The 15,604-nt window shown below is 41.1% G+C and carries 18 protein-coding genes and 2 riboswitches; of the genes, 12 read left to right on the top strand and 6 right to left on the bottom strand.

The window, feature by feature from the left end:
- Nucleotides 1-4: 4 nt before the first annotated feature.
- From ABJD71_RS18110 to ABJD71_RS18085, 6 genes are all read right to left on the bottom strand, one after another.
- Nucleotides 5-1,327 (bottom strand): PepSY-associated TM helix domain-containing protein, encoded by a 1,323-nt coding sequence (locus tag ABJD71_RS18110; RefSeq protein ID WP_348172873.1) that lies wholly within the window; start codon nt 1,325-1,327, stop codon nt 5-7.
- Between the two features lie 430 nt (nt 1,328-1,757).
- Entirely contained in the window at nt 1,758-2,048 is a 291-nt protein-coding gene (locus ABJD71_RS18105) for a S24 family peptidase (protein WP_348172870.1), read from the bottom strand.
- On the bottom strand, nt 2,049-2,549 hold the full coding sequence (gene sodN, locus ABJD71_RS18100) for a superoxide dismutase, Ni (RefSeq protein WP_348172867.1): 501 nt from the start codon (nt 2,547-2,549) through the stop codon (nt 2,049-2,051).
- A complete protein-coding gene (locus tag ABJD71_RS18095; protein ID WP_348172864.1) occupies nt 2,549-2,761 on the bottom strand; it encodes a hypothetical protein in 213 nt (70 codons plus the stop codon). Before ABJD71_RS18095 ends, sodN begins: the two co-directional genes overlap by 1 nt.
- 10 nt (nt 2,762-2,771) lie before the next feature.
- Nucleotides 2,772-3,215, bottom strand: coding sequence for a tetratricopeptide repeat protein (locus ABJD71_RS18090; RefSeq protein WP_348172861.1), 444 nt, complete (start codon nt 3,213-3,215; stop codon nt 2,772-2,774).
- Nucleotides 3,216-3,654: 439 nt separating this feature from the next.
- Complete coding sequence (locus ABJD71_RS18085; protein ID WP_348172858.1) at nt 3,655-4,293, bottom strand: LysE family translocator; 639 nt, start codon at nt 4,291-4,293, stop codon at nt 3,655-3,657.
- 165 nt (nt 4,294-4,458) lie between these two features.
- Nucleotides 4,459-4,630: riboswitch (cobalamin riboswitch) on the top strand.
- Between the two features lie 149 nt (nt 4,631-4,779).
- Here ABJD71_RS18085 and ABJD71_RS18080 point away from each other — a divergent pair.
- From ABJD71_RS18080 to cobD, 12 genes are read left to right on the top strand one after another with little or no spacing between them, the layout of a single operon-like run.
- On the top strand, nt 4,780-5,592 hold the full coding sequence (locus ABJD71_RS18080) for an ABC transporter ATP-binding protein (protein WP_348172855.1): 813 nt from the start codon (nt 4,780-4,782) through the stop codon (nt 5,590-5,592).
- Nucleotides 5,589-6,611 (top strand): iron ABC transporter permease, encoded by a 1,023-nt coding sequence (locus tag ABJD71_RS18075; RefSeq protein ID WP_348172852.1) that lies wholly within the window; start codon nt 5,589-5,591, stop codon nt 6,609-6,611. Before ABJD71_RS18080 ends, ABJD71_RS18075 begins: the two co-directional genes overlap by 4 nt.
- A 45-nt stretch (nt 6,612-6,656) precedes the next feature.
- Entirely contained in the window at nt 6,657-7,739 is a 1,083-nt protein-coding gene (cobT, locus tag ABJD71_RS18070; protein WP_348172849.1) for a nicotinate-nucleotide--dimethylbenzimidazole phosphoribosyltransferase, read from the top strand.
- A 10-nt stretch (nt 7,740-7,749) separates the two neighbouring features.
- Entirely contained in the window at nt 7,750-8,529 is a 780-nt protein-coding gene (locus tag ABJD71_RS18065) for an adenosylcobinamide-GDP ribazoletransferase (RefSeq protein ID WP_348172846.1), read from the top strand.
- A 41-nt stretch (nt 8,530-8,570) separates the two neighbouring features.
- The gene (gene cobU / locus ABJD71_RS18060; RefSeq protein WP_348172843.1) at nt 8,571-9,107 is read left to right on the top strand and encodes a bifunctional adenosylcobinamide kinase/adenosylcobinamide-phosphate guanylyltransferase; all 537 of its coding nucleotides are present in this window, start codon (nt 8,571-8,573) and stop codon (nt 9,105-9,107) included.
- Nucleotides 9,104-9,754 (top strand): alpha-ribazole phosphatase family protein, encoded by a 651-nt coding sequence (gene cobC, locus ABJD71_RS18055; protein WP_348172840.1) that lies wholly within the window; start codon nt 9,104-9,106, stop codon nt 9,752-9,754. The genes cobU and cobC overlap by 4 nt, the downstream gene beginning before the upstream one ends.
- A 43-nt stretch (nt 9,755-9,797) precedes the next feature.
- Nucleotides 9,798-11,276 carry a cobyric acid synthase gene (locus tag ABJD71_RS18050; protein WP_348172936.1) on the top strand — a complete coding sequence of 493 codons (1,479 nt, stop codon included), beginning with the start codon at nt 9,798-9,800 and terminating at the stop codon, nt 11,274-11,276.
- Nucleotide 11,277: 1 nt separating this feature from the next.
- Nucleotides 11,278-11,880, top strand: a complete 603-nt coding sequence (gene cobO, locus ABJD71_RS18045; RefSeq protein WP_348172837.1) for a cob(I)yrinic acid a,c-diamide adenosyltransferase — start codon at nt 11,278-11,280, stop codon at nt 11,878-11,880.
- Between the two features lie 35 nt (nt 11,881-11,915).
- Nucleotides 11,916-12,758 (top strand): cobalamin-binding protein, encoded by an 843-nt coding sequence (locus tag ABJD71_RS18040; protein ID WP_348172933.1) that lies wholly within the window; start codon nt 11,916-11,918, stop codon nt 12,756-12,758.
- A complete protein-coding gene (locus tag ABJD71_RS18035; protein ID WP_348172834.1) occupies nt 12,727-13,317 on the top strand; it encodes a histidine phosphatase family protein in 591 nt (196 codons plus the stop codon). Before ABJD71_RS18040 ends, ABJD71_RS18035 begins: the two co-directional genes overlap by 32 nt.
- Nucleotides 13,314-14,255: an adenosylcobinamide-phosphate synthase CbiB gene (gene cbiB / locus ABJD71_RS18030; protein WP_348172831.1), complete on the top strand. Its 942-nt coding sequence runs from the start codon at nt 13,314-13,316 to the stop codon at nt 14,253-14,255. The genes ABJD71_RS18035 and cbiB overlap by 4 nt, the downstream gene beginning before the upstream one ends.
- A complete protein-coding gene (gene cobD, locus ABJD71_RS18025; RefSeq protein WP_348172828.1) occupies nt 14,240-15,277 on the top strand; it encodes a threonine-phosphate decarboxylase CobD in 1,038 nt (345 codons plus the stop codon). The genes cbiB and cobD overlap by 16 nt, the downstream gene beginning before the upstream one ends.
- A gap of 38 nt (nt 15,278-15,315) precedes the next feature.
- A riboswitch (cobalamin riboswitch) is annotated at nt 15,316-15,479 on the top strand.
- Nucleotides 15,480-15,604 lie beyond the last annotated feature (125 nt).

Below are 15,604 nucleotides of genomic sequence, written 5' to 3'. Positions count from 1 at the left end.
AGCTTTAGGTTTTGCGAGTAAAGTAAGGTGAAACAAGCCGACGCCATGACAATAAAAAGCCAGTGTAAACTAGAAAGCATGCTGCTAAAGACGCTAAGCCAGCAATAGTTTGCCCAATCAGCCCAAAGTATTCGCCAGTATGAAGATAACGCCCCACAGTCCACGCGCGGCCACCGGGCGTCCAGTCGGTATAACGTTGCACCCTCATTACCTCAGCCGTGTTTACATCTAGAAATAATGCGTAAGCACTTTCAGGGTTATTACCGATACTTGGATCAATATAAAAGCGCAGTTGTCCTTCAACCCGACCAAACTCTAACCACATGGAATACCAGTCTTGATTGCTATTTTCCAAAGCATAAAAGTCTGCGTATTTTTTAGCTTCGCTAAAGAGTGCTTCATAAGACCAGTTTCCCGCGGCCAACTCAGGTAATACTTCTCTATTTGGACGTTTTGCTGGTTCCTCATTATAGAAACCATATAAAGTTTGGTTAACCCAATCAAAGTGAAAAATAGTTGCAGTACTTACCACAACCAAAAGAGGCATTAACGCCCAAAAACCAAATACATGATGCCAGTTGAAATACTTAGCATGGCGATTCTTAGGATTCGTTTTAAATAGTAAATGAGACTTGATAGCCGACCAACGCCACTTCCGAGGCAGCCATAGGTACACTCCTGATATCATCAAAAACAGAAATAATACGTTACTATAAGCCGTAACTTCTTTACCAATAGCTTTCTTTTCACCGTGTAAGGCAAGCCATCTGTGCAAATCAGTGATGACATGAAATGTCTCACCTATCCAACTTTGACCAGTCTGTATGATGTCTCCCGAGTATGCAGAAATTAAATAACGCTGCGGGCCAGCCCAAGCGGGGATGGGTCTACCTATTTCATTTACCCAACGTATATAAAAATGGGTTTCTTCTGGGTGCATAGTTTGCAATGTGTTTAATACTTGGTCTGTGGTGTACCTTTGCTGATTATCCAAAGACAAGTCTGCCGCTGATTGAAGCAGCGCCTTGGCCAGATTTAATACTGCCATTCCGTTATCGGGCACTCTGAGCTTATTGAAACTATTAGCAAGCAAAATTGCCAGTGAGGTTAACCTAGAAAGCATATAAGACCTCCCTACTCCTTGAAGCTCCATGAGGATCGTGGTGGTTTCGAATGCACACCCAAGAAAGGCAGTTGCTTCTTGCCAATCTTGTTTTTCTAGCAACATCACCCCTTGCTGCTGTGCTTCTTCTATATAAGTTAATGCTTCTTGAGGATGAAAATAAACCCAATCCCTGTGTGTAGGACAAAGAAAGTTAATTGTCATTGCTCTTCCTTCAAATCTTGTATGAGTGTCTAAAAGATACATTACTACCAAATACAAGCAAATAATAACAATTATCATTTGTATTTACATAGTATTGGTGTATCTTAAAATAGAACAAGCTAATTCTGGTTTGCTAAAAATTAAGTATCGCGGAGTTTAAGGATAGAAGGAGCGCAAGATGAATAAAATGAACAAACTTGTGTGTGTACTTTGGTTGTATTTTCAAAGCACATACTCTTTTTCAACAGAAGCTAAAACAACTCAGTCTTTTCAAAGTGAATGGTTACATTACTTAATATTTGACTTAGTATTTATCGCTACAATAGTTTTGATATATACATTGTGCAAATTAATAGTAAATTACCGTAAGAAAAAAGAAAACAAGCGCTTCTCACTCTACTCTTAAAAGAGCATATATTCCCATAACTAATTAAGCTGAGATACAGTAAATTACTCGGCCAACAATGTGTTTCTTATCAACCCACCCCATTTTATCTGAGCTTATACTTGAGTCAGAATCACCAGATAGCCACAATCGACCTGAGCGGTCTATATTTTCTACACGTTTAACTAGTGTGTATAATTGCGGATGAAACACCACAACTAAACACCCTTTTATAGGCAAAAACCCGGGCCATAAACCACACACCACATAATCGTTATCTGCCAAGGTGGGGTTCATACTCTGCCCCACTACTCGATGAATTTTTAATCTAAACATTTAGCCTAGTTTTGGGTAAACAACGCTTTCACTTGGCGGGTAAGGACAAGTAGCGGTGAACACTTCTACCCCCTTGGTGCTCCAAAATGCAGTTGCAAACTCATTGACAAGATTCAATAACGCCACAGCCTTATCTCTATCTATATGTTGTTTACAAGCTGATCCTGTCAACAATATAGTATGAACAAGTTGACTAATTTCGGGGTAAGCATCAAATTGAGGTTGTTTAAAATAGTCTCCCCACATTACGACGATTTCATCCTTGACTTTTTTGGCGTGGATTTCTTTTTCTCTTACTAAACGGGATAACTGCGCTTGTTCTGCTAATGTCAGTTCTGCTTTACCATCTAACTCGTTAATGAGATCAATAAAACGAATCACACTTAATGCGGCAACTTGCGCCCCACTTGGATCGTATATTTTACACGGTATATCACAATGAGCCGAAGCCTGTTCAAAACTCAATAAACTGTCTAATTTGGACGTTAATAAATGAAGCATTATAGTTCCTCACTTTTACTACTTTCTTTTTTTCTAAGTTGCTTTATCCCCAAAAACGAGACAACAGCAAGTAAAGTCACTAATGATCCATAGAACAAAATATGTAATGCATCACTGCTCCAATGATTATGGTCGTGCCCTTCATGTGCAAACGCGGCAGAGCTTAAAAGGCTTAAAGCTCCAAGATAAACATTTGTTGTAAAGTTACTCATGATTTTCCTACTAGTTAAAGGTGTTTTTAAAAGTGGTTTCAAATAAATTAGGTACTGAAGGAGGATTTGAAATTACATGTTCCGGGTGGTTCTTTTGGTGGTTAATCAAAGCAATATAGGTTTGACTAACTCCCCAAATTAGAGCGTTGGCTCGGTAGGTATTGGGTTGAGCTTCACTTAGATAAGTCGACATTATTCTGTGGACTTTTTCTAACTCATGCTCAGCTAAAATAGCTTTGTCTTCTTTTAAATATAAATCTGCGAGGTTGTGATAACTAATCACTACTGACGCAACAGCTGCTCGATGATCAACCCAGTTCTCTAATAAATGCTCCGCTTGGTTTATGGCTTTATTGTAATGTGCCAATGCAGACAGAATTTGACATTTTTCAAAGCACTCATTACCTGCACATATTTGCGTTTTCCAAATAGTCATTTGATCTGTTTGTAACATTTCATTCCCCTAATTTGATCACTGACACAATCCAATTACTGAAGTTTAGAATGCCTGTGAAGCATAATTAATGTTTAAGACTTAATAGAGTTACCCAGACCAAACGCACAGTTGATCGAGCATACCGTTAAAAGTGCTAATGCAACTTAGTAGTAACTTCCAACCCAACAAATACAAACAATAACAATTATCATTTGTAATTGATAGCTAGTAATGAGTTTTGTAAATGGAGAAATGAAAAGATAAAAAAATTAAAAAACATAGTTGATAATAATTATCATTTAGATTAATGTGTACTTGCTCTGGAGTTAAGTTTATTGGTCTTTACTTAGCTCAATCCCTGGCGGGAAAGTGTATAGGCGCTTTCCCGTTTTCCTTTTTAAAGATAAAGTTAGACTTAGGTAATCACCTTGCTAGCTTGATTTTTGATTTATACGACTCACTCTTTTGGATAATCCAGAATCAATTTTGAACCCAGAAATACCAACACTCCTCCAGTAATTCCGTCCATCCATCTCAACACAACCCTGTTAGCAAAAAAACGCTGTGCTGAGCTAACTGCGCCTGCTAATAGCGATTGCCAAAGCATGGCAATAATGAAATGTATCCCAGCCATAGTCATAGCTTGCAAAAATGGAGAATACTCAGGATTAATAAATTGAGGTAAAAAGGCTAAGTAAAACACTGCGGTTTTAGGATTAAGAACATTTGATAGAAACCCTTCTCTTAACGATCGACTTACATTGACAGAGCGACTCTGCACATCATTAATAGCAAGAGCCACATGTCCATTGAATGCCGCTTTCACCCCACCTATTCCAAGCCAGATTAAGTAAGCAGCCCCTAACCACTTAATGACTGTAAATAGCTCGACAGACTGCAGCAAAATAGCTGAAATCCCTGCAGCAGATAGTGTCGCATGCACAAAAAGTCCTGAGCAAATACCAAAGCTAGTTACCACCCCATCCACAGCACCGGAGCGACTAGAATTTCTAATAACCAGCACAGTATCAATGCCTGGTGTAATAGTGAGGAGTGTAATAGCCAATAAAAAAGCGTCAAAATTCAATAACTGCATACATATAAACTCGGCTTTAGGTTTAAGAAGATTCCCATAAGGGTTATATCACATCATTTACAATCCACACTTTAAAATATTATGTAGCTTGCTTTATTAGAACTCATTAATTGTTACATCATCTTGCCAATTAACCCTCGAATATCATTCACTTACTTGCTATATTCCGCGACATAAAGATAAGGTTTTTTGCTTGTACCAGTTATAACAAGCATCAAGTTAATTGGGAAGTTGGTGAGAATCCAACACTGTACCCGCAACTGTAAACGTACTTAATCAAACATGCTGATTAAAAAGGTGCGTAAGTCAGATACCAGCCCTATCCAAACACTATTTTTGGCTTTTATATGATTGCCTATTTGATTTTCGTGCGGGAATACACGGACAACATACCTTTTAACAGTTTAGGCTGTTTTTCGTTATGCTCTCCTGCTCGCTATTTTTACGTTAATTTTAACTATTTATTGTTCACGAGCGAAAAGCCTTATGCCTCTACAAGCGCCACTGATTGCCAAACAAATAAACTATGAGGTTGGTGCTAAATCTATCTTATCTGATATAAGTTTATCCGTTGAACAGGGTGAAGTACTAGGCGTATTGGGGCCAAATGGCGCAGGTAAAACGAGTTTATTGAAAATACTCTCGGGCCAATTATCTTGTCTGGGTGAAATACATTGGCAACACAAAGCACTGCAAGAATATGGCGATATGGAGCGAGCGCAGCAGATAGCGGTAGTCAACCAAATCAATGAATACGTATTTTCACTAAACTTAGAGCAAATTGTAAGAATGGGGTTATTGCCTCACTCTTCTCTCATCAGTAAAGGGCGACCAGAAGACAAACAGCGTATTCACGAAGCCATGAATAAAGTGGGTTTGGCTGACAGAGCTAAACAAACATTTAGTTCTTTATCTGGTGGAGAGCAACAGCGGGGCTTGATAGCCCGAGCTTTAGTACAAAAAGCAAAATTAATTGTATTAGATGAGCCCGTTAATCACCTTGATGTATTTTATCAGCATCAAGTATTACAACTTCTCACTTCGTTAGCACAAGACCTCAACGTCACAGTGATAATGAGCCTGCACGATGTTAACTTAGCAGCTCACTATTGTGACAAAATATGTCTATTAGACCAAGGAAAACTGGTATCCAAAGGCTCCCCAGAAGAGGTACTTACCCCGTCTCTATTAACTGAAGTATTTCGGTTACCTTGCGTTATATCTCAAGGTTTAGGAGGAGAAAGTTTTCATGTTAATTTTTATCCACCAGCGTCCCTAGTAAGTGATCATTCACTATGAGTAAAAAATTCTGGCTACTAGCCATTTTTGCCTTTATATCTCCTATTGCAGGACTATTTTTTGGGGCTGCTGATTTAAGCTCTCAAGAGTTAGTATCTTGCCTGTTGGCAAGTTGCAGTTCTGATGTAAACCAGATGATATTCTGGGAAATTCGTGCCCCAAGGGTCTTTGTGGGTTTTTTAGTGGGAGCTGGCTTAGCAGTTGCTGGGGCCACCTTACAAAATGTCACCCGAAATGGACTAGCTGATCCGTACTTATTTGGTGTGGTATCAGGAGCAGGCCTTGGTGCGAGTGTAGCTACCTTACTATTTGACAGTCAGTTTGCAGAAAACATGGGGCTGTTACAGCTTTTCCCTGGTATAAGCTTTTCTTTGGCCTTACCTGTGGCCGCCTTTTTAGGCGCGCTTTTTTCAGTCATCTTAGTACAAATACTCGTGACTCGAACCTTTGGTAGTAAAACCGAGCACATGTTGCTTGCGGGTATTGCCGTGTCGTTTATGTTAAGTGCATTAAGCCATTTCATCTTATTTATGGCTGAACCCTTTGCTGCAAATAAAGTGATTTTTTGGTTAATGGGTAGCTTGGCGCGAATTGAAACTTGGTATGCGTGGGTAATCTTACCCGTGCTCATCATAAGTGTGTTGCTACTCTTACTTTATGGTAGACATATGGATGCCTTATTAATTGGAGATGAAAACGCCAAAACTCTGGGGGTTAATGTGCCTCAATTACGTATTTTATCATTGGCTATATGCGCGGCATTAACGGCTTGTATCGTGGCTTATTGTGGTGGTATTGGCTTTGTGGGATTAATGATCCCCCACATTATTAGAAACTGGCTTGGTGTCACTAGCCGGACTTTGATAACTGCCTGCATATTATTAGGTGGCGCGTTTTTGGTATGGGTAGATGTGCTTGCTCGCATTACTTTACCTAATCAAGAGATCCCTATAGGCATTATTACTTCAGCTATCGGCAGCGTATTTTTCTTACTAGCAATGCGTCAAAGACGCCCCTAAACATATATGAGTATTGCTCACTCAATAACTAAAAGCCCATTAAATATGACGCAAACTACAGCTGCAATTTTTACAAGTCATTACTGGAATATTCCCGATATTGATAACTCCAGAATGGTAGATATTCAAAAGCATATTGATTGCAAAACCAAACCCATTGGAGCACTAGGGCGACTCGAAAGGTTAGCAGCACAACTTGCTTTAATTCAAGGAATGCAAACTGCCCAATATGATCAAATATCTATTATATCTCCTTGCATTATCGTTTTTGCTGGCGATCATGGCATTGCAAAACATGGCATAAGCATCGCCCCTAGCGCCGTCACTAGTCAGATGGTTAGCAACTTCTTAACAGGTGGGGCGGCCATAAATTGTTTATGTAACAGTCTAAATATTGGCCTAAAAATAGTTGATACAGGGATCCTTTTCCCCGTACCAAGCGACAGCGAAAACTACAGTCAACAGCGACTAGGCGATACTACCCACGACTTTTCTGAGCAAGCAGCAATGACATTACGTCAAGTTGAGCAAGGCCTGTCACTCGGTGCAAAAATAGCAAGCAAGCAACTAGCGAAAGGTAGCAATGTCTTAGGTTTTGGAGAAATGGGTATTGGTAACACCAGCTCAGCATCAGCGCTACTTAGCTTATTAACGGGCACGCCTGCAACAGAAACGGTTGGATTAGGTACAGGAATTGATTCAGAGCAATTAAAAACAAAAATCGAATTGGTTGAAAAAGCACTACTTCGGATAAGTATCATCGATATACCGCCCCATCTGGCATTAGCAGAAGTAGGTGGGTTCGAAATAGTACAAATTGTTGGGGCTATGTTGGCTACGGCAGCTGCAGGTAGAGCCATATTGGTAGATGGTTTTATTATTTCTGTTGCTGCACTGGTAGCGATAAAAATTTCACCAGAGGCTAGGCAGTTTATGATATTTGCTCACTGCTCTGCGGAAAAAGGGCACCAACTAGCCTTAAGTGAACTAACAGCTCAACCTCTTTTAGATTTAGGGCTACGTTTAGGTGAAGGCACAGGAGCGGCTCTTGCCGTCCCACTCTTAAATGCAGCAGCCAGTTTTTACAACAATATGGCTACTTTCGAAAGTGCCGACATAAAGGTGTGAGTAACTAATAATGCAGCTTTGGCTTAAATATCAACTGAATTTATTTTTACTTGCACTGAGCTTTTTTAGTCGCCTACCAATGGCTAAAAATCTTAAATATAGTCCAAGTAAAATGCGCCGTTCAAGTCGCTACTTCCCTATGGTCGGATGGCTTTTAGCATCAATGTTAATCCTACTTTATCACTTGGTTTTACCTTTGTTAGGGACAGCTCCTAGTCTGTGTTTAATCATAATCGTCAGCCTTCTACTGACAGGAGCCCTTCACGAAGATGGTCTCGCAGATACCTGTGATGGTATTTGGGGTGGGCACTCCACAGAGAGAAAGCTAGCCATTATGAAAGACAGCCGGATAGGCACTTATGGTACCTGTGCTCTGGTCATGGCCCTGCTTAGTAAGTTTATATTACTCAGTGCCCTCGCTGGCCAGCAATTCCTAATAACAAGCTTATTAGTGGCTTATCCCTTGTCGAGAGCCATGGCTATTACCCATGTTCAAGATATGCAATATGTATCTAACAACATTCCTACCAGTGGCAGTAAAAGTGAGCCTTTAGCCAAAGCATTTTCTGCTAAAGAATTAGTATTTGTTTTAGTCACTGGGGCGTTAGCTTGCTTATTTTTACCTTTCATTACGAGCTTCTACTTATTGATTGGATGCATAGCGTTGAGATATTGGCTTAAGCTTTGGTTTGAGAAACACATACAAGGCTATACAGGCGATACCTTAGGGACCGCACAACAATTACAAGAGTTACTTATTTACACCGTCATTTTGGCAAGTGTGTCCTAATGCAAATATTTGCACGACAAATAGAGAAACAAGGATAAGTATTGATACATTTAATATTAGGTGGAGCACGCTCAGGAAAGTCTCAATTTGCTCTAAATGAAGTAAAAAGATTGAGTGCCAGCCATAATCTAGCAGTGACTTTTGTTGCTACAGCCACAGCCATTGATGCTGAGATGCAAACAAGAATTACACATCACCAAGCAGAACGCCCTAAAGATTGGGACTTAGCAGAGATCCCCTTAGATTTACAAAGCTTTCTTACAAAAACCCAAGGATCACCACCACAAATATTACTCATTGATTGTTTAACCTTATGGTTAAACAATCAATTATTTGCAGCTCCTACGCAAGATTTTAGCGTATTGTCTGCTCGTTTAATTGAAGCCTTAGTGACCAGCCCCTGTGACATATTTTTAGTTGCAAACGAAGTGGGTTTAGGTGTTATTCCTATGGGTGAAGTCAGCCGACAATTTGTTGATCAAGCAGGTTGGCTAAATCAGGCTCTGGCAGCCAAAGCAGACTCGGTAACCTTTGTTGCAGCAGGGCTTCCTATGACACTTAAAAAGGTTGAAAAATGACAACGCAAACTGAGTCTAATCAGCCAACACAAATTTACTTATTACGTCATGGTCAAATTGATGGCCCCGCCGCGCTATATGGTAGAACAGATGTACTTCTTAGCGAAAATGGCCTGATGCAAATGCGTCAACAAACCAGAAAATTGCTCTATCTCGATAATATAATTAGCTCCCCCCTCAGACGCTGCAGTGACTTTGCTAATGAAATAGCACGTATCCACGAACTAGATTTAAAAATAGATCCAAACTTTCAAGAGTGTGATTTTGGTGAATGGGATGGTATTCAATTTGACGACCAGTCCCAGCACTGGCCTTTAATGACGTCTTTTTGGCAAAGCCCTAAACAACATCCCCCTCCGAAGGGTGAATCGCTAGAAGGTTTCCATTCCAGAGTGATAAAAGGTTGGAAGTCTTTGATAAAGACGGGTCAACACCAACATAACTTGGTAGTTTGCCATGGCGGTGTAATAAGACAAATTTTAGGCCACTTACTGCCTGCAGATTGGCAAGACGGTACATGGTACAGCCAACTGCAAATAGGCTATGGTAGCTTAACAAGAATTACTATCCCAACTTATGAAGATGCGCTACCTAGAGTTGACTTTATAGGGTTACCAGCAGACTTAGGATATGAAAATTTTGCCTAGTTTAAAGCATAAACACAGCCCCTCAGACTTAGCGGCTACCTTAATGATACAAGGCACCACTACCGATGCAGGTAAAAGTTTATTAGTCGCTGGGTTTTGTCGCTGTTTAAAACGTTTGAACTACAAGGTGGCTCCTTTTAAGCCTCAAAACATGGCACTAAACAGTGCAGTTACACAAGATGGCGGCGAGATTGGCCGAGCACAAGCAGTGCAAGCACAAGCTGCAGGCGTCATACCAAATGTAGATATGAACCCTGTATTACTTAAGCCTAGCAGTGACACTGGCGCGCAAGTGATCATTCATGGCAAAGCTATTAGTAATATGCAAGCAAAGGCCTATCACGACTATAAAAAAGTAGCCATGCAAGCGGTATTAGACTCCCACCAACGCTTATCAGCACAGTATCAGGTGGTCATGGTCGAAGGTGCGGGGAGTCCTGCAGAAATCAACTTGCGTGCAGGCGATATTGCCAACATGGGCTTTGCAGAGGCAGTTGACTGCCCGGTCATTATAGTTGCCGACATAGATAAAGGTGGCGTGTTTGCCCACTTAGTTGGCACCTTAGCCTTGTTATCAACAAGTGAACAAGAACGAGTAGTCGGCTTTATCATCAATAAATTTAGAGGCGATATTGCATTACTACAAAGCGGCTTAGATTGGCTAGAGGCCCGTACCAACAAACCGGTTTTAGGTGTACTCCCTTACCTAATGGACTTACAGTTGGCAGAAGAGGATGCCATTCAAGTCAATCAAAATCTGGATAGTGATGATATTTGTCTACGCATAGCGGTTCCTGTTTTTTCTCGTATAAGTAATCACACAGATTTTGACATGCTTAGAGCTCATCCTCAGGTAGAGCTGATATTTGTACCCCAAGGAAAAGCGATTCCAGGATGTGATCTGATTATTTTGCCGGGCAGTAAAAATGTGCGTGGTGATTTGGCTTTGCTAAAGCAACAATCTTGGGACCATGACATAGATAAACACCTTCGCTATGGAGGTAAAGTACTAGGGATCTGTGGGGGTTATCAAATGCTGGGTAATGCCATTCATGACCCAGAAGGAATTGAAGATGCAAAAGGCACATCACAAGCCTTGGGGTATTTACCTGTCGATACCAAACTACAAGCAGAAAAACAGCTTACCCATAGTGCAGGCAAGCTATTATTAAAAACCACTTCTAAACATAGCTTCCCCATAAAGGGTTACCAAATACATGTGGGCGAAACAACAAGAGCAACCAATGCTGCTGCATTTTGTGTTTTAGACAATGGAGACGTGCTCGAAGGCTGTGTAAGTACAGATAACCAAGTAGCCGGAAGCTACTTACACGGAATGTTTGATAGCCCAGATGCATTACAACAAATACTATTATGGGCAGGCGCCACCACCCATAAATTAGAGAGCTATGCTCAACAACAAGAGCACGAGCTAAACCGCTTAGCTGATGCCTGTGAAGCCCATTTAAATTGGGAAAAAATTACCAGCATTATTAAATCGCAAATTAAAAAGAGTTATTAACATGAGCCAAGAACAAGACAAAACACGTCATAAAAAACGTATGGAACAACAAAAAGCAAAAGTAGATGAACGTATTGCAGCCGCTCAGGAAGACAAAGGACTGTTGCTAGTATTAACAGGTAACGGTAAAGGTAAGTCGACCTCAGGGTTTGGCACGATTACCCGAGCAGTGGGCCACGGCCTAAACGCCAAAGTGGTGCAGTATGTAAAAGGGGGCTGGGAGTGCGGAGAGCGTGATCTATTAGAAAAAAACGGGGTAGAGTTTCATGTAATGGGCACTGGCTTTACTTGGGAAACCCAAGACAAAGAGACTGATATTAAAGCAGCCCAAGCGGCTTGGGATTACAGTAAAACACTGCTTCAAGATCCAAGAGTTGATGTGATTTTATTAGATGAAATCACCTATATGGTGACATACAAATATATAGACTTGGATGAAGTCATTGCTGCATTAACTGCAAGGCCAAAAGATCAACATGTAGTGATCACGGGCCGAGCTTGTCATCGTGCTATTATCGAAATAGCAGACACAGTAAGCGAAGTTCGCCCAGTTAAACACGCATTCGATAACGGCATAAAAGCGCAAAAAGGAATCGATTGGTGAAAACAATCCAAGCTTTATTTAGCGTATTTTTGCTGATAACAAGCCTACCAAGCACAGCGATTACCGAGACGTTGCCCTTAACTCAAGAGCAAAAACAACAAAGACGGATCATCGCCTTAGCCCCACACTTAGTAGAGTCTCTTTATGCCATAGGAGCAGCTGAGCAAATTATAGGCACCACTGCTCATGCCGACTACCCTGAAAGTGCTAAAAATATTTTACGTATCGGCAATTATGCTCGACTGCAAATCGAAAAAATATTACAACTCAACCCTGATGTCATTATTGCTTGGAAAAGTGGTAACCCTTCAGATGATTTAGAACGTTTAGAAAAGTATAATCTTAAGGTTGTTTACTCTGCCCCAACCAAACTAGAAGACGTAGCCGCTGAAATATTAATGCTGGGCGAATTAACTGGCCGAGAAGAAAAGGCGAAGGCCTTAGCAACCAAATATTTATCTACCCTAAATACCCTTAAAAATACCTATAACCATAAAACACCGGTCAAAGTATTTTACGAAATGTGGTCACGACCACTTCGTACTGTGGCTAACAACGCCTTACTTCAACAGCAAGTTGAATTATGTGGTGGCAATAACCCATTTGCTAACGCGGTAGACGACTACCCCATTGTTGGATTAGAGCAAGTGCTAACAACGCTTCCTGAGGTTGTAATTCAGCCAAATCCACACAGCGCCGATAGCCCAGACGGACTAAATTGGCAACAATGGCAGCATATTCCGGCAGCTAAAAATAATTTTATATTACACCCAAACCCCGATAAGACTCACAGGCTTACCACGCGTATGTTAGATGAAGTAAAGGTGATGTGTGAGCAAATAGACCTTGCCCGCAAGTTCTACAAAAATAAGGAGTAACCTCATTTATCTTTATTTATGTCGCCACGGACAAAGTCAATATAACGCCCGAGGTTTACTGCAAGGTCAAGTGGATAACCCTCTAACAGCATTAGGAGAAGAGCAAGCCATATCCCTAGCTCTCAGAGCAAAATATTGGAACATAAAACAGGTCGTGAGCTCGCCCTTGAAGCGCGCTAAGCAAACAGCTCAGCTATGTGCAACGGCTCTACATTTGCCTGTCGATATAAAAAAAGGGCTAGAAGAGCGCCACTTTGGAGATTGGCAAGGTCAAGCCCTGAGTAAGCTCAGCCACTATCAGGATTTTATCCTGCGCTGCTACACTGACACTGATTTGACGCCCAGTAAAGGCGCTGAGACAACGACAAATGTGCGTGAACGCATGTTCAATCAGCTCGACACTATTGCTAATCAAGCTCAAGGAAATGTATTACTCATCAGCCATGGTGATGCTATAAATTGCTTGTTAAGTGTGTGGAAACAGCCAATCAAAATAGCCAACTGCCAAGAAATACGACTCATAAAAAAAGCAGGTGGTTTTGTGTTGGATACTCAGTGAACGACTGGCTCATAACAGCCCTTCAAATTGCGGCAGCGTTACTACTAGACAAAATCCTAGGGGAGACTAATCGCTGGCACCCATTAGTGGGTTTTGGAAATATAGCCAAGCTATTAGAGAAAAAAACTAATAACTCTCATCAAGGAAAAGGCCGTTTTATAGGCTCATGCTGCTGCCTTGTTTTGGTATTGCCCATACCTATTTTATTATTTTTTTTGCAAGCCAATACCCCACTGTTTTGGGCTTTAGAAACATTTATTTTATATTTGGCAATTGCACAGCATAGCTTAGCAGCCCATGCACAACAGATATACTACCCACTTAAACATAACGATTTACCTAAAGCTCGATACTTTACAGGGTTTATGGTTAGTCGCGACACACAACAATTAAGCAAACAACAGATGATACGAGCAACGGTAGAATCTGTATTAGAGAATGGACACGATGGAGTGATAGCGAGTGTATTCTATTTTACTATTGGCGGTGCGCCATGGGTTGTTTTGCATCGTTTAACCAATACCTTAGATGCCATGTGGGGATATAAGAACTCTCGGTTTCTGCATTTTGGCTGGTGCGCGGCAAAGCTTGATGACTTGCTAGGTTTCTTTAGCGCTTGTACCAGTTGCTTAATGTATGGCTTACAAGCTCGCCCTGTTAGCAAAGTGGCTTCTATTTTGCGGTGCGCTTGGCGACAAAGTCAGCAGTATAAAAGTAAAAATGGAGGGTTGTGTATGTCTGTAGGGGCGCAAGTTCTCAATTTCAAAATTGGGGGAGGCGCGACTTATCATGGAAAACCAGTTGTTGGTGTCACCCTTGGAGCCAAACGACAGGTAATCCTTAGCGACATACCCGCCAGCATTAAGCTTGTAAAGCAAGCGAGCGCTCTTTGGTTACTCTGCATTTTGATTCTAGGAATACTATGCCAGATACTATAACTAGTGCCTCGCACAATAAACAACAAGAAGCTTTGGTGCATGGAGGCCAACTCAATAAGATAGCTCTGCAATATAATATTCCATTACATAAATGGTTAGATTTATCTACGGGTATTGCCCCTACAAGCTTTCCCATCCCGACTTTACCTGGCTGTGTTTGGCAGCAACTGCCTCAGCCTAGTGATGCCTTAATTCATAGTGCAAGTGAATACTACCAAACCCCACATATATTACCTATTGCGGGTAGCCAAGTAGTGATCCAAATACTCCCTCAGATTGCAGCAAAACAAGGTTATCAGTCGAGTCGAGTATGGATCCCATCAGTTGGCTATCAAGAACATTATAAAGCCTGGTTTGCCGCTGGCTTTACTATACAGCGCTACCACTCTGCAAATGACATTGCGCTTCAACCTAAGGACATCATAGTGTTGATTAATCCCAATAACCCAAAAGGGGATATTTATGACTATGAAGAGGTCGCTTCGCTATTTCGTCAAGTAAAACACCAAGGAGGCCTGCTGATAATTGATGAAGCTTTTATGGATTGTACTCCAGAGCATTCTTTTATTAGGTACAGCGATGAGCCACAATTAATAGTGTTACGTTCCATAGGTAAATTTTTTGGATTGGCAGGGCTACGTTTGGGCTTTGTGTCAGCCTCTGATAGTTGGTTAACCTTATTTACCAATCTTATCGGCCCTTGGTCGGTCAGTGGTCCTGCTCAGTATATTGGGCAACTCGCCCTTGCAGATGAACCATGGCAACGTAAACAAAGAGCGTTTTTAGCCGCCCAAAGTCAAGAATTAGCACAATTACTCAAAGATACCTTGAATGTTACCCCCACAGGTACCGCTTTATTCCAAACTGTAAAGTGTGAGCAATCGCCTTTAATTTTCGAAAAACTATGTCGTCAAAGTGTTTATGTACGCTTGTGTGATGAGAAAAACGCATTACGCTTTGGGATACCTAATCAGAAGGACTTAGCTCGCCTGAAAATGACATTAAATATACTTTTTTCTTAGAGCCCGTCCCATTGACTTAAGCGTTCGCAGAACGTATCTTGCACGCCGCTGATATAGGTGCCTATCGCATAGTGACTAATAGCTAATTATGCTGGATAGGGTAAACGGGAAGTGTGGTGAAATTCCACTGCTGCCCCCGCAACGGTAAATTGTACTTAAAGTACATTGAAGCCCGACACCGGCCTAAAAGATCAGCTTATGTATTACGTATGGAGCGGCGGGCTTCATTAAATTGCAAAGATTTTTAGGTTCGTAGACCTAAGGTTTAAATTTGTTTTTAATAGCAAATCGCGCAATTCTTTACCCTCCCCTCTCAATCGTTTTTTA

It is taken from the genome of Paraglaciecola sp. (assembly GCF_039943935.1).
GTDB lineage: Bacteria > Pseudomonadota > Gammaproteobacteria > Enterobacterales > Alteromonadaceae > Paraglaciecola.
The sequence above is the reverse complement of the archived record's forward strand: the minus strand, read 5'-3'. Positions and strand labels throughout refer to the sequence as shown.

Excerpts from the sequence above, each read along its gene's own strand:
- cobO (WP_348172837.1), top strand. The coding sequence starts at position 11,278 with ATGAGCCAAGAACAAGACAAAACACGTCATAAAAAACGTATGGAACAA.
- ABJD71_RS18090 (WP_348172861.1), bottom strand. The coding sequence starts at position 3,215 with ATGTTACAAACAGATCAAATGACTATTTGGAAAACGCAAATATGTGCA.
- ABJD71_RS18065 (WP_348172846.1), top strand. The coding sequence starts at position 7,750 with ATGCAGCTTTGGCTTAAATATCAACTGAATTTATTTTTACTTGCACTG.
- ABJD71_RS18050 (WP_348172936.1), top strand. The coding sequence starts at position 9,798 with ATGATACAAGGCACCACTACCGATGCAGGTAAAAGTTTATTAGTCGCT.
- ABJD71_RS18095 (WP_348172864.1), bottom strand. The coding sequence starts at position 2,761 with ATGAGTAACTTTACAACAAATGTTTATCTTGGAGCTTTAAGCCTTTTA.
- cobD (WP_348172828.1), top strand. The coding sequence starts at position 14,240 with ATGCCAGATACTATAACTAGTGCCTCGCACAATAAACAACAAGAAGCT.
- cobC (WP_348172840.1), top strand. The coding sequence starts at position 9,104 with ATGACAACGCAAACTGAGTCTAATCAGCCAACACAAATTTACTTATTA.
- ABJD71_RS18085 (WP_348172858.1), bottom strand. The coding sequence starts at position 4,293 with ATGCAGTTATTGAATTTTGACGCTTTTTTATTGGCTATTACACTCCTC.
- sodN (WP_348172867.1), bottom strand. The coding sequence starts at position 2,549 with ATGCTTCATTTATTAACGTCCAAATTAGACAGTTTATTGAGTTTTGAA.
- cobT (WP_348172849.1), top strand. The coding sequence starts at position 6,657 with ATGACGCAAACTACAGCTGCAATTTTTACAAGTCATTACTGGAATATT.
- ABJD71_RS18110 (WP_348172873.1), bottom strand. The coding sequence starts at position 1,327 with ATGACAATTAACTTTCTTTGTCCTACACACAGGGATTGGGTTTATTTT.
- ABJD71_RS18105 (WP_348172870.1), bottom strand. The coding sequence starts at position 2,048 with ATGTTTAGATTAAAAATTCATCGAGTAGTGGGGCAGAGTATGAACCCC.
- ABJD71_RS18075 (WP_348172852.1), top strand. The coding sequence starts at position 5,589 with ATGAGTAAAAAATTCTGGCTACTAGCCATTTTTGCCTTTATATCTCCT.
- ABJD71_RS18080 (WP_348172855.1), top strand. The coding sequence starts at position 4,780 with ATGCCTCTACAAGCGCCACTGATTGCCAAACAAATAAACTATGAGGTT.